The following is a 15,128-nucleotide window of genomic DNA, read 5'->3' on the forward strand; positions in this document are numbered from 1 at the left end:
GCATTCATTATGACCGACTCGAACACCGACATTGCGGTTGTGTCCCTGGCACAGCCGCTCGCATCCATTGCCGACGAACTTGGCCGCAGCTTCCAGGAATACGGCTTCGCCGTCGTCCGCGATCACGGCATCCCGCAGGACCTGATCGACCGGGCCGAAGAATTGTCGAAGCAGTTCTTCGCCTTGCCCGACGACGTGAAGAAGGCCTACCACATCCCGGGCGGCGGAGGTGCGCGCGGTTATACGCCGTTCGGTACGGAAAAAGCCAAGGACGCGAACGTTCACGACCTGAAGGAATTCTGGCACGTCGGGCGCGAACTGCCCGAAGGTCATCCGCTCTCGCAATACATGGCCGACAATGTCTGGCCGAGCGAAGTCGACGGTTTCCGCCAGACCTTCAGCGAACTCTATTCCGCATTCGAAGAAGCGGGCGGCCGTGTCCTCGAAGCGATTGCGCTGCATCTCGGACTGCCGCAAGATTTCTTTGCGGCGACCGTGGAGGATGGCAACTCGGTGATGCGCCTGCTGCGCTATCCGCCGCTGGAAGGTAAAGAGGCGGAAGGCGCGATCCGCGCTGCCGCACATGGCGACATCAACACGATTACCCTTCTGCTGGGTGCGGAAGAAGCCGGTCTCGAACTGCTGACCAAGCAGGACGAGTGGAAGGCCGTGGACGTGCCCGAAAGCGCGCTGGTCATCAATGTCGGCGACATGCTTGACCGGCTGACCAACGGCAAGCTGCGTTCGACAACGCACCGCGTGGTCAATCCGCGCGGTGAAGCGGCGTACCGGGCACGCTATTCGATGCCCTTCTTCCTGCATTTCCGTCCCGATTACACGATCGAGACGCTGGAAAGCTGCATCGATCCCGAGCGCCCCGATGCGCATCCCGAACCCATATCGAGCCATGATTTCCTCATGCAGCGCCTGCGCGAGATCAATCTGGCCTGATTGCTGCGTTGCAGCAATTTTCGGGGCGGGATTTGCGCCGCCGCGCCTCAAAGCATAAAATTTTCCCCGGTGGTGCAATTTTGCAACGCACCTAAGCCACTGTTTTATCGACCTTTAATGGCGAGTGTTGCCATGGTGAATCAGGGGTGTGGGTGGCTGTCTTGACTCTGTCATAAAACCAACGCTTTGCGGAAACATGCACGGCCTAGCGGGGCTGCGCTTCCAACAAAGCAAATTCACACCCGAAGAGACGAAGGGGTCTTCTCGATGAAGTTCAAATATCTCCTGGCCACCTCGGTGGCTGGTATCGCAGCGGTAGGCGCGATGCCCGCAGCAGCCCAGTCGACCGGCTCGATCGACTTTGAAGAAGACGATGTAATCGTCGTTACCGGTCGCGGTGACGATGGCGTCGGCGGCGTCGAAATTCCCGACACCACCAAGGCGAAGCAGGTCCTCAACGAAGAGATCATCCGTCGCCAGCGCCCCGGCCAGACGGTCAACGACATCGTGAACCTCGTTCCCGGCGTCAGCTTCCAGAACAACGACCCCTGGGGTTCTTCGGGCGGTGGCTTCACCATCCGCGGCTTCGGTGCGGACCGCGTGTCGCAGACGCTCGACGGCCTGCCGCTGAACGATTCGGGTAACTACGCCCTCTACACCAACCAGCAGGTCGACCCCGAAGTTCTCGAAGAAGTGAACGTCAACCTCGGTACGACCGACGTCGATAGCCCGACCGCTTCGGCAACCGGCGGTACGATCAATATCCGTACCCGCGAACCCAGCGAAGACGCCGGCATTGTGGCGACCATGACCTTCGGCGACGTGCTCGCCGGCGGTGCGGAAGACACCATCTACACCCGCGGCTTCGTGATGTTCGACAGCGGCGACATGACCGGCATGGGCACCAAGATGTTCGGTTCGGTCAGCTACACGACCTACGGCGTTCCCTACAACCCGTATGGCCGCGTCAACAAGACGCAGTTCAACGGTCGTATCTGGCAGGACATCGGTTCGAATGGCGACTTCGTTGCCGTTTCGGGTCACTACAACCAGAACCGCAACAACTTCGCCGGTTCCGAAAGCATTGGCGATCTCATCATCCTCGGCGATGAAGACCTCGCGGATCTCGTCCAGGCTACCCTCGGCACGAGCGGCAAGGAATCGCGTTTCGAGCTGTATCGCCTGTCGGGTGAATATCCCTGCGCCAGCAACTCGAACGTCATCGCTTATGAAGTCGGCGGTTCGGGCAGCCCGGGCGCAGGCATCGACTACGATGACCGCAACGGTTGTGGTGCAGCGTTCTACCGTCGTTACAACCCGTCCGACACGGGTAACATCCGCGGTGCATCGCGCTTCACGATCAGCGACAAGCTGACGTTCACCTTCGACCCGAGCTACCAGTACGTCAAAGCAAACGGTGGTGGCCCCGACGATCTTCGTGAAGGCTTCTGCTACGTAATCGACGATCCGAACAACCGTAACTTCGGTCGTTGCACGACCACCGATAACGGAACTCCGGCTCTCACCGGTGCATTCGGCGGCGGTTACTACTTCGGTCGCGACCTCAATGGCGACAGCGATCTGATCGACGAAATCGCAGGTAACGATCCCAGCCAGACGCAGACCAAGCGTTACGGCGTGATCGCCAACCTAATCTACGAAATCGCCGACGATCATCGTGCACGTCTCACCTACACCTGGGACCGCGCGCGTCACCGCCAGACCGGCCAGATCACTGCCATGCTGCAGAACGGCGAACCGGCTGATGTTTTCGCGATCGATAAGCCGCTGCTCGACGTTTACGGCAACGAAGTGAACAAGCGCGATCGTCTGTCCTACGCGATCCTGCACCAGGTTTCGGCAGAATATGTCGGCCGCTTCGGTGATTTCCAGGCGAAGCTCGCTCTGCGCGCTCCGTTCTTCACCCGCGAGCTGAACCAGAACTGCTTCACCACTTCCGCCGGTGGTTTCGTCGACTGTCCGAATGAAAACTCGGACCTTTCGGTCTATCAGGCTTCGAATCCCGACTATGTGGCACCGCTCTCGCGTACCTATAAGTACGACAAGCTGCTGCCGAACGTCGGCTTCACCTACGACTTCAGCAATGAAATGTCGGTGTTCGCCAACTACGCGAAGGGCCTTTCGGTCCCCGGTACCGACCCGCTGTACGACTCGCTGTATCTCGCAGACGATGCGTTCGCTCGCCCGGTTCCGGAAACGACCGACAGCTTCGACCTCGGCCTGCGTTACCAGAGCGGTGACATCGAAGCCCAGTTCGGCGCATGGTACACGAAGTACAACGACCGCCTCGCGACCGCTTTCGATCCGGAAGCGAACAACGGTGAAGGTGAATTCGTTTATCGTAACCTCGGCAAGGTCGATAAGTGGGGCCTCGACGGCTCGATCGCTTACCGCCCGACCCGTAACTCGCTCATCTACGTTTTCGGATCGTACAACGACTCCGAAATCGCGGAAGACGTGGCTGACGGCACCTGCAACCAGTTCGAAGTCACTAGAGAGTTCTACAGCTGTAATGCGGTTGGCGACATCCAATTCCTGCCGACCGGTGGGAAGTCGGAATCGGGTACGCCGACCTATTCGTTCGGTGCACGCGGCCAGATCGCTTTCGGCGACCTGGAACTGGGCGCACAGTTCAAGCACACTGGTCCGCGTTACCTGAACGATACCAACCTCGACGTGATCGAAGAGTTTGGTCCCGACGGTTCGGAAGTCAGCTACAACTACGGTTCGAAGGCTCCGGCTTACACGACGGTCGATCTCGACGCCCGCATCGTGCTCGGTGAATTCGCCACCGGTGGCGACGCGGCGATCCAGCTGAACCTCACCAACCTGTTCGATGAATATTACATCGGCTACTTCGGTGGTTCGCTGGACGACTTCGGCTTCGCCCAGATCGGCGCTCCGCGTGCCGGCAGCATCTCGCTGATCATCGGCTACTAAGTCCTGACGATCCGCTAACGAAAGAGGGCGGCTCCCACAGCGGGGGCCGCCCTTTTTCTTTGCCGCTCGGATATGCCCGATCGCTCAGGCGGTCGCCAGCAGGTCTTCGGCAAGCCTTCGCCTTACGACAGGTTCGACGCCGGAACGCAGTGCCCGCTCCAGCGCTGCAGCCTTCTCCCCCAGCGTTTCTTCGCCGAACATGCCGGCAGTCCCGGCCAGCTTGTGTACCGTCCGGGCCAGTTCTTCAATGTGCACCCCCTCCAACTTGTTGTGCTCGACGGCTGCGCTGACAGCCGCCAGCGCTTCGGTGCGCCGTTCGCTCCAGCGTTCCAGCAGTTCCGCCGAATGCTTCCGCACAGGCTCTGCCTTAGGGCGCGGCGGCCGCAGACCCGGATCATCGGCCACTATGCGGACAGGCAGCCACCGGGCAAGGGCGGCAGTCAATTCCTCGAAAACGAGGGGCTTTGCCAGGTGGGCCTGCATGCCCGCCTCCTGCGCAGCCGCGATGTCTTCCGGAAACGCATTTGCGGTGAGGGCAATGATGGGGAGCTGGCTGGACGGGACGCCGTTCTTGCGGATCGTCCGCGTGGCGGAGTAGCCGTCGCAGCCCGGCATCTGGATATCCATGAGGACGAGATCGAAGGGCGCATCGCTTTGCGCTGCGTCGAGGGTCATCTTCACCGCTTCCGCACCATCGTGCGCCACGGTCACGCGCTGTCCCAATTGTTCGAGCATGGCGCTTACCAGCATCCGGTTCACATCGTGGTCTTCAGCCAGCAGCACGCTGGCCGACGGCGGCGGAGCGAGCCTGTTTGCGGCACGCCGTTCCTGTGTCTCATCGGTCATCCCGTCGAGATCGACCTCCTGCAGGGGAATGCGCAGCATAAAGCGCGAGCCGATGCCCGGCATGGAATCGACGGTCAGATCACCGCCGAGCAATTCCGCCAGCTGGCGCGAGATCGATAGGCCGAGGCCTGTGCCGCCAAACCGCCGGGTCGTGCTCGCTTCCTCTTGGATGAACGGATCGAAGATGTGCTCGAAGCGCTTGGGATCGATGCCGATGCCGCTGTCTTCGACCGCGATCGCCAGACGCCCTTCCTCTTGCAGGACACTTACCGTTACCGCCCCGCTTTCGGTGAATTTGACCGCATTGCCGATGAGGTTGAGCAAGATCTGGCGCAGTCGCAGCGGGTCGCTCTGGATATGCCGGGGAAGGGCGGGAGGACAGGATACGCCGAGCTTGATGCCTTTCTCCTTTGCCCCGGACATGTACAGGCCGGCGCAGTCTTCGACGAGACGCGGCAAATCGAAGGTCTCGTAGTTGATCACCAGCTGGCCGGACTCGATCTTCGAAATGTCCAGGATGTCGTTGAGCAACATCATCATCGACCGGCCCGAGCGCGCGATGAGTTCGGCATATCGCTCCGCTTCGGGATCCAGCTCCATCCGGGCGAGCAGATCGGCAAAGCCGAGCACGCCGTTCATCGGGGTGCGGATTTCATGGCTCATGTTGGCGAGGAACTGGGCCTTGGCCCGCGCTGCGTTTTCCGCGTGGCGCATGGCGCGCTTCAGCTTGCCCTCCAGCTCCACCCGCTCGGTCACGTCGCGCGCGGACACGACGATACCTTCCCTCTCGCCGGTCGCGTGATCATAGGCGATGGCGCAGTCTGCCTCGATATAGACGGGCTCTCCTTCGGGACCGTCGAGGAAACGGCGGTAGGTAAAACGCTCGCTCCTGCTCTTGCCGGACAGCAGCCTTTCCTCGGTCCGGGCGATTACGTTCCGGGCTTCGGGATGGACACGCTCTGCGGTAGTCATGCCGACGAAATCGGCTGGCGGTGCGCCGAGCACCCGCGCGACCGAGGGCGAGGCGTAGGTACACACGCCGTGCAGGTCGTAGCGCAGGATCGCATCGGTGATATTCTCGGTCAGCAGGGCAAGCTGCTTGCGTCCGGCTACCATCTCGTCCGTCAGGCGCTTGCGCGTCGAAAGGATGGCGGCAACCGGGAAGCCGACCAGCACCGAGGATGCAACGAACGCTTCCAGCACGAGCAACTGGGCATGCAGGGGCATGGGCAGGAGGTTGATCGGCCCGGTTCCCCACTGGGTGGCCAGGATGGCGATCGTGGCGACCTTCATCACCGAAAAGGCCGTGCCGAGCGCTCCCAGCCGGAAGGCATGGCAGATGATGATGGGGGGGATGAGGAAGAGCAGCGGGTAGGAGGTCTGGGCAAAGACCATCAAGGTTATCGAGGTGCCGAGCAGGGTAAGCACAAGCCACTCGCCCGTCTCCCTGCGCGTAAGCCAGCGCGGGCTCGCCAACGCATCCCACAGGACAAGGACCGCGGGAGCGATGATCACCATCGACAGCGCATCGGAGGCCGCCCATTGCAGGACTCCCGAAAGCGAAGTGCCATTCCCACCGGCCAGCGCGAGCGATGCGACGGTCGCGGAAGCCAGCGGCGCGATCAGGCCGGCCCCGAGTACGAACCATAGCAGGTCGCTCGTGTCGTCCATTGTCGGATGCGCGCTGGCGAGCCTTCGCACGAGGTACAGTGCGATGACGATCTCGACCATATTCGCGATGGACAGCATTATGGCAGTCGCAAGTGCATCGCCGACGAAAAGGTTGGCGCAGGTGTTACCGGCAAACAGCGCCGCAACTACCGTTCGCTCGTGGCGAACCTTCAACCGCAGCAGGGCAGCGACGGCCAGAGCATTGGGCAACCACACTACCGCAATGCGACCGTCCCCGCGGGTAAGTTCGATGCTGAGGAAAGCCAGCAGGGCGAAGCCGGCAAAGCCGACCAGGCCGGTAATCAGGCTCTTGCGGTCGGGAAGGGCCAGACCCCCGAACAGTGCGGTACTCGATGGAAGACTTGCGATAATGGCATCTCCTCGTAGGTTCGGTAATGAACCTTCCGGGCCGTGGAACGCGCCCTCCCGTTTTCCCGTTGAGAGGCAATGAGCGAAGCAAACTCCCGGTTCAGCACCCAGAAGAGACGGCCCAACGGCTGGGTTATCCTGCTTATATTGCTGATTCACATCGGTATCTTCTACGCACTGATACGTAGCCTGGCACCGGGTGTGGTCGCGACTGTCGAACGCGAAGTGGTGTCCGCATTTACGGTAACCGTCACTGCGCCGCCGGAGGAAACCCCGGAAGTCGAGCCGCAACCGGACGAGGGGGCGCAGGGCGATCCGGGGCGCGAGGCGGTGCCTCAACCGGTTACCGCGCCGACGCCGAGGCAACAGGTTCGCGAAGACCGACCGGTCCCGCGCGCTTCATCGACCGGTACGGCAACCGATTCGGGAGCCACCGATAGCGGAACCGGGACCGGCGCTGCGGGAAGCGGCACGGGAACGGGAGCCGGGCGTGGCGGAGGCGGACAAGGCGGCGTTGCGGCCACCAAGCCGGTGCTGGTGCGCGCGATTACCGATGCGAGTGCTTTTCCCATTCCGCCGGGTGGGCGGGAAGCGCGGATCGGCAAGTCCGTAATCGTCAAACTGCGAGTGTCGGCAGAAGGACGCGCCACGAGCTGTTCGATCTATCGACCCAGCCCGTTTCCCGAGACCGATGCCAAGGTGTGCGAACTGGCCCTGCAGCAACTCCGCTTCGAGCCAGCGCGCAATGCGGAAGGGCAGCCGGTCGCGGCGCCTTTCTATTACCAGCAGCGGTTCTTCAACTAGGGTGGGTCAACCGCCGGCCAGGTCGGCCAGCAGTTTTTCGAGCTCGCTCTTTCCGTACGGCTTTGTCAGCAGGCCGCGCGCGCCGAGTTCCGTCACGCGATCCTTCATTTCGCCGTAGCCCGTCGCCATCCAGAAGGGCGTTCCACGCCCTGCCAGTTCCTTGGCGATAGCTTCGCTGTTCTCACCGCCCAGATTGTAATCGAGGATAGCCGCTTCGAACTCGTGCTTCGACAGGGCTTCCATCGCTCCCGCAACGGAACTTTCCACACGCACTTGCGCCACGCCCAGTTCCTTGAGGCAATCTTCCGCATCAAGGGCGATGATCATGCTGTCTTCAACCAGCAGCACGCTGCCGGGGGCAGGTTTGGGAGCGTGAGCAGTATCGGTACTCGCGCCTTCACTGGCGTTTTGCGCGGCTGTGGCTGCACTCGAGGCACTCTCGTTCCAGGTCACGAAGCGTTCGGGAATTCGGAAGTGCGCTTCGACGCCGCTAAGTTTGAAATCGACCTTCGCTTCGCCGCTTAGCTCGTGCGGGATCGAACGCTCGATAATGGTGGAGCCGAAACCCCGGCGGGACGGGGGCCTGACGGGCGGGCCCTGGCTTTCCGTCCACTCGATTATGAGCGAATCGTCATAGTCACGCTTGGTCGCAATTTCGAGCAGTCCCGCACTGTCACTCAGCGAACCGTACTTTGCCGAATTCGTGATCATCTCGTGGATGACGAGGGCGAGCACCGTATACGCCTCGGGATTGATCTGGGCCTCGGGACCGGTCACGTGCAACCTGTCCGTCTTGCCTGCGAGATAGGCGCTGGCTTCGCTATCGATCAGCTCGCTCAAGGGAGCCGACGACCAATTGCCCTTGGTGATGTTGTCGTGCGCCAATGCCAACGCGGAAACGCGGCCGCCCACGATCTCGGTAAAGGTTTCGATATCGCGCGCATCCCCGCGCGACTGGTTGATCAGTCCGCGGATCAGGTTGAGGATGTTGCGCACGCGGTGGTTCAGCTCCGCAATCAGCAATTCCTGGTGGGCCTGTGCCTTGCGGCGTTCTTCCAGGTCCTTGTCCGTCAGGCGGAGGATGATTTCCAGCAGGGTGACGCGCAGCTGCTCCGCCATCTGCATTTCGCCTTCGGTCCAGGGGCTACTCTTGCCCTCGACTGTTTCCTGCCACGCCTCGAAGCTCTTGCGCGGTGTCAGGCGCGCGCCGTTGGGACCTATCTCCACGGGTTTATCGGGATTGCCCGCCCAGGTGACGACCTGGTCGAGACTTGAGCGCCACAGGACGAGGTAGTCGCGCGGAGAGCGCGACACCGGGATGATGAGCGCCCCCGCGGCGCGATCGGCGAAGCGTTCGGCGCGCGGAAAGCGCTTGGCCATCTCGTCTACCGCCAGCACCCGGCTGGTCGCTGCCGCATTGAGCGATTTTACGATAGCGCGGAATTCTTCCTCGTTCGGACCCTTGCCGCTCAGCTTGTAGATATCGTCGACGAAGATGCTGATCCCGTCGTGCGGGATGATCTGACCGATCACGGGGTCGAGCGTGGGCAGGCTTTGCAGCAGGCTCTGCCCGGCAACGAGATCGCGCATCAGGCGGTCGTGAACCTCGCGTCCGCGTTCGCGCAACGAGGCGTGCTTCTTGTTGAGCGCCCGCTCGATCAAGAGCGATACCATCTCGGAATACAGTTCGGCCGCGGTGCGCTGCGAATAGGGCAGGAATTTGGGCGAATAGTGGTGGCAGGCGAACAGGCCCCACAACTTCCCCCCGATCACGATGGAAATCGAAAGCGATGCCTCGACGCCCATGTTGCGCAGGTATTCGATATGAATGGGCGAAACCGATCGCAGCGTGCTCATCGACAGGTCGAACGGCGCGCCTTCCGCGGTCATGCCGGGTTCGATCGCGACAGGTTCGTCGTTTACGTCGCTGATGATGCGGAACCGGTTGCGGACGTAAAGCTCGCGAGCCTGGGCGGGAATGTCCGATTTCGGATAGCGCAGGCCGCGGAATTTCTCGAGATCCTCGCGTGCTGCCTCGGCCACGACTTCGCCCGACAGATCGCCGTGGAAGCGGTAGACCATGACGCGGTCCATGTGCAGCGTCGTGCGCACCTGGCGAGCCGCCTCTTCGAGGAGGGTATCGAGGTCATCCTGCTTTTCGAGACGCTGCATGGCAGGACGCAGAAGGCCAAGCTGGCGGCTTATATCGCCCTGCCTGTGCCGTTCGATCTCGATGACCGAATAGGGGCCGGAGCAGTGCAGAGCGCAGTCGAACAGTGTGCCGTCACCGCACAGGTCGAGGCCGAAAAGGCGCTCTATCTGGTCGTTATCGACAAGTCCGCTGACCGCGCTGCGCAGCCGGTCGACTGCCTGCTCTGCCAGCACGTCCTTCAGCTTGCAGCCGATTTCGATCTCGGTTTCCAGCCCGAGAAGTTCTTCGAGGTTGGTCGAACGCTGCGCAATGAACCAGTCCGCGTTCACCGCAAGCAGCGCGCCGAAGCTCTGGATACGCCCGAGATGGTGGATCGGCTCGCGATCGCAATTGGTCAGATCGACCTGGTAGTCGGGGGCGCTCATGCGGCTTCTTTCAATTCGGATCGGGCGAGCACGTCCAGAAAGACGGTGAAGGCGAGCGTTGCGCCGTCGATCATCTGGTCTTGCTCAGTGCTGTCGAACTGGCCCGCTAGCAGCGGAAGGAGGGTTCGGAAATAGGTTGGCATGCGAGAGTCGGCGAGAAAGGCATTTGCATGGTCCAACCCATGCTTTCGGCGCTGCGAAAGCATCGCGCGGTTACCCATCGAAGAACCCGAAACCACCCACGCCGCGCCCAAGGCTGCGGCGGGAGAATGGAACGAGGCGCCACCGTGTGCGTGCATCGGTTCATGGCCGAGCGATGCAAGATCGCGATCCAGCAACTCGAGTTGCGAGGGAGGTGCTCCCAATGGGCCAAGCTCTTGCTCGGCAAAGCCCGCGTCGAGGCATTCACGACTGGCATACTGTATTTTCAGAAATCGCGCGAAGGAAGCATCGTTGCCGACCGGCATGGCGCCCATTGCTTCGTCCAGCTGATCGTGTAACGTCGCCGTCGCTGCCCGTAGTCTCTGTCTCAAGTCCGCTCCCCCTACGGCCGCATTCGGGCGCCGGAGCGGTCCGGCTTTCAAACGCGAATTGGCCGCCAGAATAGCGGTCCCCAGCAACAAGCGATTGAATGATAAGGGGGTTCCCGCCGCAGATCAAATTTTTCGAACGTCAGGCTTTTGGGGCGCTCAGCAGCTTTTCGCCCTTGGAGCGGATCGCGCTTTCGATCATCGGTTTCACGAAGCTCAGGGCCATCGGCAGGTCGACTTCGAACACCACCTGCTTGTCCTCGATGAGGACCCGCGAATTCAGCGATTGACCCATGGTGACGACGTTCACCGCCATGGTGTCTTCGTCGGGCCACGACACGTCGACTTCTGCCATACCGCCAGGCACGACATCTGCGATCTCATGGCTGCGGCTCGAGAGACGGTGCCGCACTTCTTCCTTGGGAAGATCGTGGGAAATCGGGACGCGCATCAGCTCTTGTGCTCCAATTGCGGGCTGTTCTCGGCGCCTTCGCCGAACTTGTATTCGAGGAACCGGTGCTTGATCGCCAGGTCGTCGAGCGAGCCCTCTGCCAGCTGGCGCGTGATCGAATCGATTTCACCGCTGATCTTGGACAGGCTGCCCGTCAGCTGTTCGTCGGGGGTCGCCCCGGCACGCTTTTCCGTGCGGAGATGCGCCGGGATTTTTCGGTAGCTATCGACCATCTCGGGAAGCTGTTCACCCACCAGGCTGCGGATTTCGCGGGCCTTGGGATGGTTTTGGTCCAGCCCCTCGAGCTGGAAACCGAGATTGTCGAGCTGCACGCCGATCTGGTCGACCAGGTTGACGGCCGGCGGGGGCAGGGCGGGGCGCTGCGCTTCGAGCCATAGCTCGGTGCGGCTCACCATCTGCTTCACATCGCCCTTGTTGATGTCGCTCCGCTTGGGGACCTTCACCTTGGGGTAGTTCGCGAAGACAGCCGCAGCCACGACGACCGCGAGGGCGATCGCCATCACGCCGACGAAGCCGATCCCGTCGAGCACCAGCCCGGCGACCGATCCCGCAACGAGAATAGTGAAAACGGCACCGACGAAATAGGTGATCCGTTTCGTCCAGTTTTTGCGGCGCACCCGGGCCGATCCTTCGCCGATCGATACAGCGCGGCGATGGCGCCCACCTTCTTGGTTGTCGCGCACGAGGGCCCTGCCTTCGGAAAGGATGCGGTCGGAATCTCGGCTGAGGTCGCTCAAGGTTGTTCCCTTATCCCTCGATGCTCAACAGGTCGCTTGTCGCCATCTGCTTCTGCGCTTGGGCCTGGCCTTCGGCGCGGGCGATATAGCCCTTCGACTTTTCGACCTCTTCGCCAAGCAGCGTGACCGTCTGCTTCATGGAATCGAGGGCGCGAAGCTTGAATTCGTCGACTTCGTCCATGGTGTCGTAGATGTTCTGGAAGGCGCGCTGAAGCGTCTCCAGCGGGATGGTGCTGGCGGCGGCCTGTTCGTGGATCTTGCCGGTCTGGTCGCGCAGCATGGTGCTGGTCGAATCGATGATGCCGGCGGTTGTGTCGTTGAGTGCGGTGATCTGGCCCAGCACGAGGCGCTGGTTGGTCATCGCCTCGGCAACGGTCACGGCTGTGCGCAGCGCGCCGACCGTGGTGGTGCTGGCGCGGTCGACGCCCTTCACCAGCTCGACATTGTTCTTCTTCACGAGGTCGAGGGCCAGATAGCCCTGAACGCTAACCGCCATCTGCGTGAGCAGGTCCTGCGTGCGCTGGCGGACATAGAACAGCGCGGTCTCGCGCACGGCTTTCGCCTTGGCCGGGTCGGTCGCGTCGAGTTCGGCGGCCTTCTCCTCCAGCTTCGCGTCGAGCGTGTTGGAGATATGGATCATCTGTTCCAGATTACCCATCGCCTCCCACAGCTTCTGCCGTTCGACGTCGATCGCCGCATTGTCCATGATCAGCTCGTCCTTGCCGCTGGCAAGGTTAGAAAGGATCGATTGGATGTGCGTCTGCGCACTCTGGTAGCTGCGGAAGTAGTTGGTCAGCTTGTTACCGAAGGGAATGATGCCGAGGATCTTGCGCGTACCCGAAAGCTTGCCGCGCTTGCCCGGATCGAGGTCTTCCACGACGCGGCGCAGTTCGGCAAGGTTTGCGCCGACGCCTTCGTCCTTGTCCATCGCACGCACCGGGCGGTCGAGGAAACGGTTCGACATGCCGGCCGCCGCCATGATTTCCTTGCGGCCCATGTTGGTGAGCTGGTCGACCTTCTTGCCGAATTCGGGCGAGTTCGCGTCCTGCGCGATCAAATCGTCGACGAAGCCGTCGACCTTGCTTTCCAGCTTGCTCTTCACCTCTTCCGAAACGGGGACGAGGCCGGCAGCCTTTTCGGGCGCGACGGCCGGTACCGGATCGGGCGGCGTCAGGTCGAATTCCGGCGGCGCCATCGTGGCGGTAGCGGCGGGCTTCGCAGCGGGCGTGGCAGCGGCTGCCTGGGGCTTTTCGTCACTCATGAATTTACGCAGACCTCCCGGAAGATTACTCTTCTCTGTATTAGGTCTCTATAACACGAGTTTCAAGATGCCATCACGCGATGGCAGCTACAAAGCTTCAAGTTGACAGTATCGAGGCTTCAGGCAGCCAGTTCGAGCGGCTGGATTTCACCCGACAGGTAAAGCCTTTTGGCCTTGGCCCTGCTGAGCTTGCCCGAACTGGTGCGCGGCAGTGTGCGCGGGGGCACGAGTTCGACCACGCAGCTCATGCCGGTCACGCCGCGGACCTTGTCGGCGATCTGGTCGCGCAGCTTGATCCGTTCTTCCGGTTCCGAAACGCGGCAATGGACGAGCACGGCAGGCGCTTCTTCGCCATTCTCGGTATCGACCGAGAAGGCCGCGATGTCGCCGTGGTTGAACCCGGGCAGCTGTTCCACCGCCCATTCGATGTCCTGCGGCCAGAGATTCTTGCCGTTGATGATAATCATGTCCTTGGCGCGGCCAACGATGAACAGATAGCCATCGGCCTGATAGCCCATGTCCCCCGTGTCCAGCCAGCCGTCGACCAGGCATTCCTCGGTCGATTCCTCGTTGCGGAAATAGGAGTGCATGACACTTGTGCCGCGGCACCAGACCTTGCCGATCTGGTGGTCGGCCTTGGCCGCGCCCTTCTCGTCGCGAATCTCGACTTCCATGCCGGGCAACGCCTTGCCGCAATTGACGATCGCCCGGTAGCGCGCGGGGCCGTTTAGATTGCGCGGACGGCCGGAGAGGCGTTCTTCCTCGACCAGTTCGACGCGGATGCCTTCGCCCGGGGGCATGACGGTGACGGCTAGCGTCGCCTCGGCAAGTCCATAGCTCGGCGTAAAGGCGCTGGCCTTGAAACCGGCCTGTGCAAAGGCGTTGACGAAGCTCTGCATGACGTCGGGACGGATCATGTCGGCGCCATTGCCTGCGGTGCGCCAGCGCGAGAGGTCGAAGCGTTCGTCCACATGGCTCTGGCTGGAGATGCGGCGCGCGCAGATGTCGTAGCCGAAGGTCGGCGAATAGCTGAGCGTATTGCCCTTGTTCCGGCTGATCAGGTCGAGCCATGCCAGCGGGCGGCGCGCGAAATGCTCGGTCTTGAGATAATCGACCGATGCCTGGTTCGCGATGGGCGAGAGCAGGCACCCGACGAGGCCCATGTCATGGTACCACGGCAGCCAGCTGACCACGCGGTCGTTGACGCCAAGGTCCACGCCGGTCGAGTGGCCGAAGAGATTGTGCAGCAGCGCTTCGTGCGTGACGGCGACACCGGTCGGGAAACGCGTCGAACCGCTGGAATACTGGAGGTAGCAAATGTCCTTCGGCTGCGCTTGCGGCAGGTCGCATTCGGGATCGGGGCGCTGGGCAAATTCCTGCCAGCTTTCCCCGTCGCAGCCCTGCCGGTCGGCAGCGGCCTTGGCCATTTCCGCGATCTCTTCGGGATAGATCAGGATCTTGGGATCGCTGCTCTGCAGCTGGACAGCAAGCTGGTCGATATAGCCTTCCTTGCCACCGAAGCCGGTGGGCAGGGGCAGCGGGACCGGCCAGGCGCCGACATAGGTGCAGGCACAGAACAGCGCCGCGAATTCGGGGCAGGTTTCCGCGACCAGCGCGACGCGGTCTTCCTTGCCGATGCCGTAGGCGGCCAGCTGGCGCGCGAATTTGAGCGCATCCTCGCGCATTTCGCTGAAGGGATAGGGGCGCACGAGGTCGCCGCGCATATCGTGGAAATTGAGCCCCTTTTCGCTGCGGGCGGCATAATCCACCGCCTCGTTGAAGGTGGCGAAATCGGCCCTGCGCCGTGGCAGGTCGCAATCATTAGGCGTCGGCGTCAATGCGGCGTCGGTCATTAGTTTTCGCGATTCCCGTGAAATAACAGAGCCTTGCGGCATCCCTCATGATCCCTATGCGCCACGATCACTGTCGCAACGCTATATCGAGCTTTC

Annotated in this window: 10 protein-coding genes; 3 read left to right on the plus strand and 7 right to left on the minus strand. The window is 61.9% G+C overall.

The window, feature by feature from the left end; translation table 11 throughout:
• Window positions 1-9 precede the first annotated feature (9 nt).
• Window positions 10-951 carry an isopenicillin N synthase family dioxygenase gene (locus K3179_RS07430; RefSeq protein WP_221563601.1) on the plus strand — a complete coding sequence of 314 codons (942 nt, stop codon included), beginning with the start codon at window positions 10-12 and terminating at the stop codon, window positions 949-951.
• Window positions 952-1,218: 267 nt separating this feature from the next.
• The gene (locus K3179_RS07435) at window positions 1,219-3,912 is read left to right on the plus strand and encodes a TonB-dependent receptor (protein WP_221563603.1); all 2,694 of its coding nucleotides are present in this window, start codon (window positions 1,219-1,221) and stop codon (window positions 3,910-3,912) included.
• An 84-nt stretch (window positions 3,913-3,996) separates the two neighbouring features.
• On the opposite strand, the gene K3179_RS07440 is transcribed toward K3179_RS07435, so the two are convergent.
• Entirely contained in the window at window positions 3,997-6,957 is a 2,961-nt protein-coding gene (locus K3179_RS07440) for an ATP-binding protein (RefSeq protein ID WP_221563613.1), read from the minus strand.
• On the opposite strand from K3179_RS07440, the gene K3179_RS07445 reads away from it, so the two are divergent.
• A complete protein-coding gene (locus K3179_RS07445; RefSeq protein ID WP_221563615.1) occupies window positions 6,877-7,602 on the plus strand; it encodes an energy transducer TonB in 726 nt (241 codons plus the stop codon). The genes K3179_RS07440 and K3179_RS07445 overlap by 81 nt on opposite strands.
• A 6-nt stretch (window positions 7,603-7,608) precedes the next feature.
• Here the strand turns inward: K3179_RS07445 and K3179_RS07450 are convergent, their stop codons facing one another.
• The 6 genes from K3179_RS07450 to K3179_RS07475 form a co-directional block, all read right to left on the minus strand.
• Window positions 7,609-10,179: an HWE histidine kinase domain-containing protein gene (locus K3179_RS07450; RefSeq protein ID WP_221563617.1), complete on the minus strand. Its 2,571-nt coding sequence runs from the start codon at window positions 10,177-10,179 to the stop codon at window positions 7,609-7,611.
• A complete protein-coding gene (locus K3179_RS07455) occupies window positions 10,176-10,655 on the minus strand; it encodes a heme oxygenase-like domain-containing protein (RefSeq protein ID WP_221563619.1) in 480 nt (159 codons plus the stop codon). Before K3179_RS07455 ends, K3179_RS07450 begins: the two co-directional genes overlap by 4 nt.
• A 196-nt stretch (window positions 10,656-10,851) precedes the next feature.
• Window positions 10,852-11,160: a polyhydroxyalkanoic acid system family protein gene (locus K3179_RS07460; protein WP_221563621.1), complete on the minus strand. Its 309-nt coding sequence runs from the start codon at window positions 11,158-11,160 to the stop codon at window positions 10,852-10,854.
• Window positions 11,160-11,918, minus strand: coding sequence for a hypothetical protein (locus K3179_RS07465; RefSeq protein ID WP_221563623.1), 759 nt, complete (start codon window positions 11,916-11,918; stop codon window positions 11,160-11,162). The genes K3179_RS07460 and K3179_RS07465 overlap by 1 nt, the downstream gene beginning before the upstream one ends.
• A 10-nt stretch (window positions 11,919-11,928) precedes the next feature.
• Window positions 11,929-13,179: a toxic anion resistance protein gene (locus K3179_RS07470; protein ID WP_425594742.1), complete on the minus strand. Its 1,251-nt coding sequence runs from the start codon at window positions 13,177-13,179 to the stop codon at window positions 11,929-11,931.
• A gap of 119 nt (window positions 13,180-13,298) precedes the next feature.
• A complete protein-coding gene (locus K3179_RS07475) occupies window positions 13,299-15,032 on the minus strand; it encodes a fatty acyl-AMP ligase (protein ID WP_221563625.1) in 1,734 nt (577 codons plus the stop codon).
• Window positions 15,033-15,128 lie beyond the last annotated feature (96 nt).

Source organism: Qipengyuania intermedia (assembly GCF_019711615.1).
Classification (GTDB): Bacteria; Pseudomonadota; Alphaproteobacteria; order Sphingomonadales; family Sphingomonadaceae; genus Qipengyuania; species Qipengyuania intermedia.

Excerpts from the sequence above, each read along its gene's own strand:
- K3179_RS07460 (WP_221563621.1), bottom strand. The coding sequence starts at position 11,160 with ATGCGCGTCCCGATTTCCCACGATCTTCCCAAGGAAGAAGTGCGGCAC.
- K3179_RS07450 (WP_221563617.1), bottom strand. The coding sequence starts at position 10,179 with ATGAGCGCCCCCGACTACCAGGTCGATCTGACCAATTGCGATCGCGAG.
- K3179_RS07455 (WP_221563619.1), bottom strand. The coding sequence starts at position 10,655 with ATGGGCGCCATGCCGGTCGGCAACGATGCTTCCTTCGCGCGATTTCTG.
- K3179_RS07445 (WP_221563615.1), top strand. The coding sequence starts at position 6,877 with ATGAGCGAAGCAAACTCCCGGTTCAGCACCCAGAAGAGACGGCCCAAC.
- K3179_RS07430 (WP_221563601.1), top strand. The coding sequence starts at position 10 with ATGACCGACTCGAACACCGACATTGCGGTTGTGTCCCTGGCACAGCCG.
- K3179_RS07470 (WP_425594742.1), bottom strand. The coding sequence starts at position 13,179 with ATGAGTGACGAAAAGCCCCAGGCAGCCGCTGCCACGCCCGCTGCGAAG.
- K3179_RS07475 (WP_221563625.1), bottom strand. The coding sequence starts at position 15,032 with ATGACCGACGCCGCATTGACGCCGACGCCTAATGATTGCGACCTGCCA.
- K3179_RS07435 (WP_221563603.1), top strand. The coding sequence starts at position 1,219 with ATGAAGTTCAAATATCTCCTGGCCACCTCGGTGGCTGGTATCGCAGCG.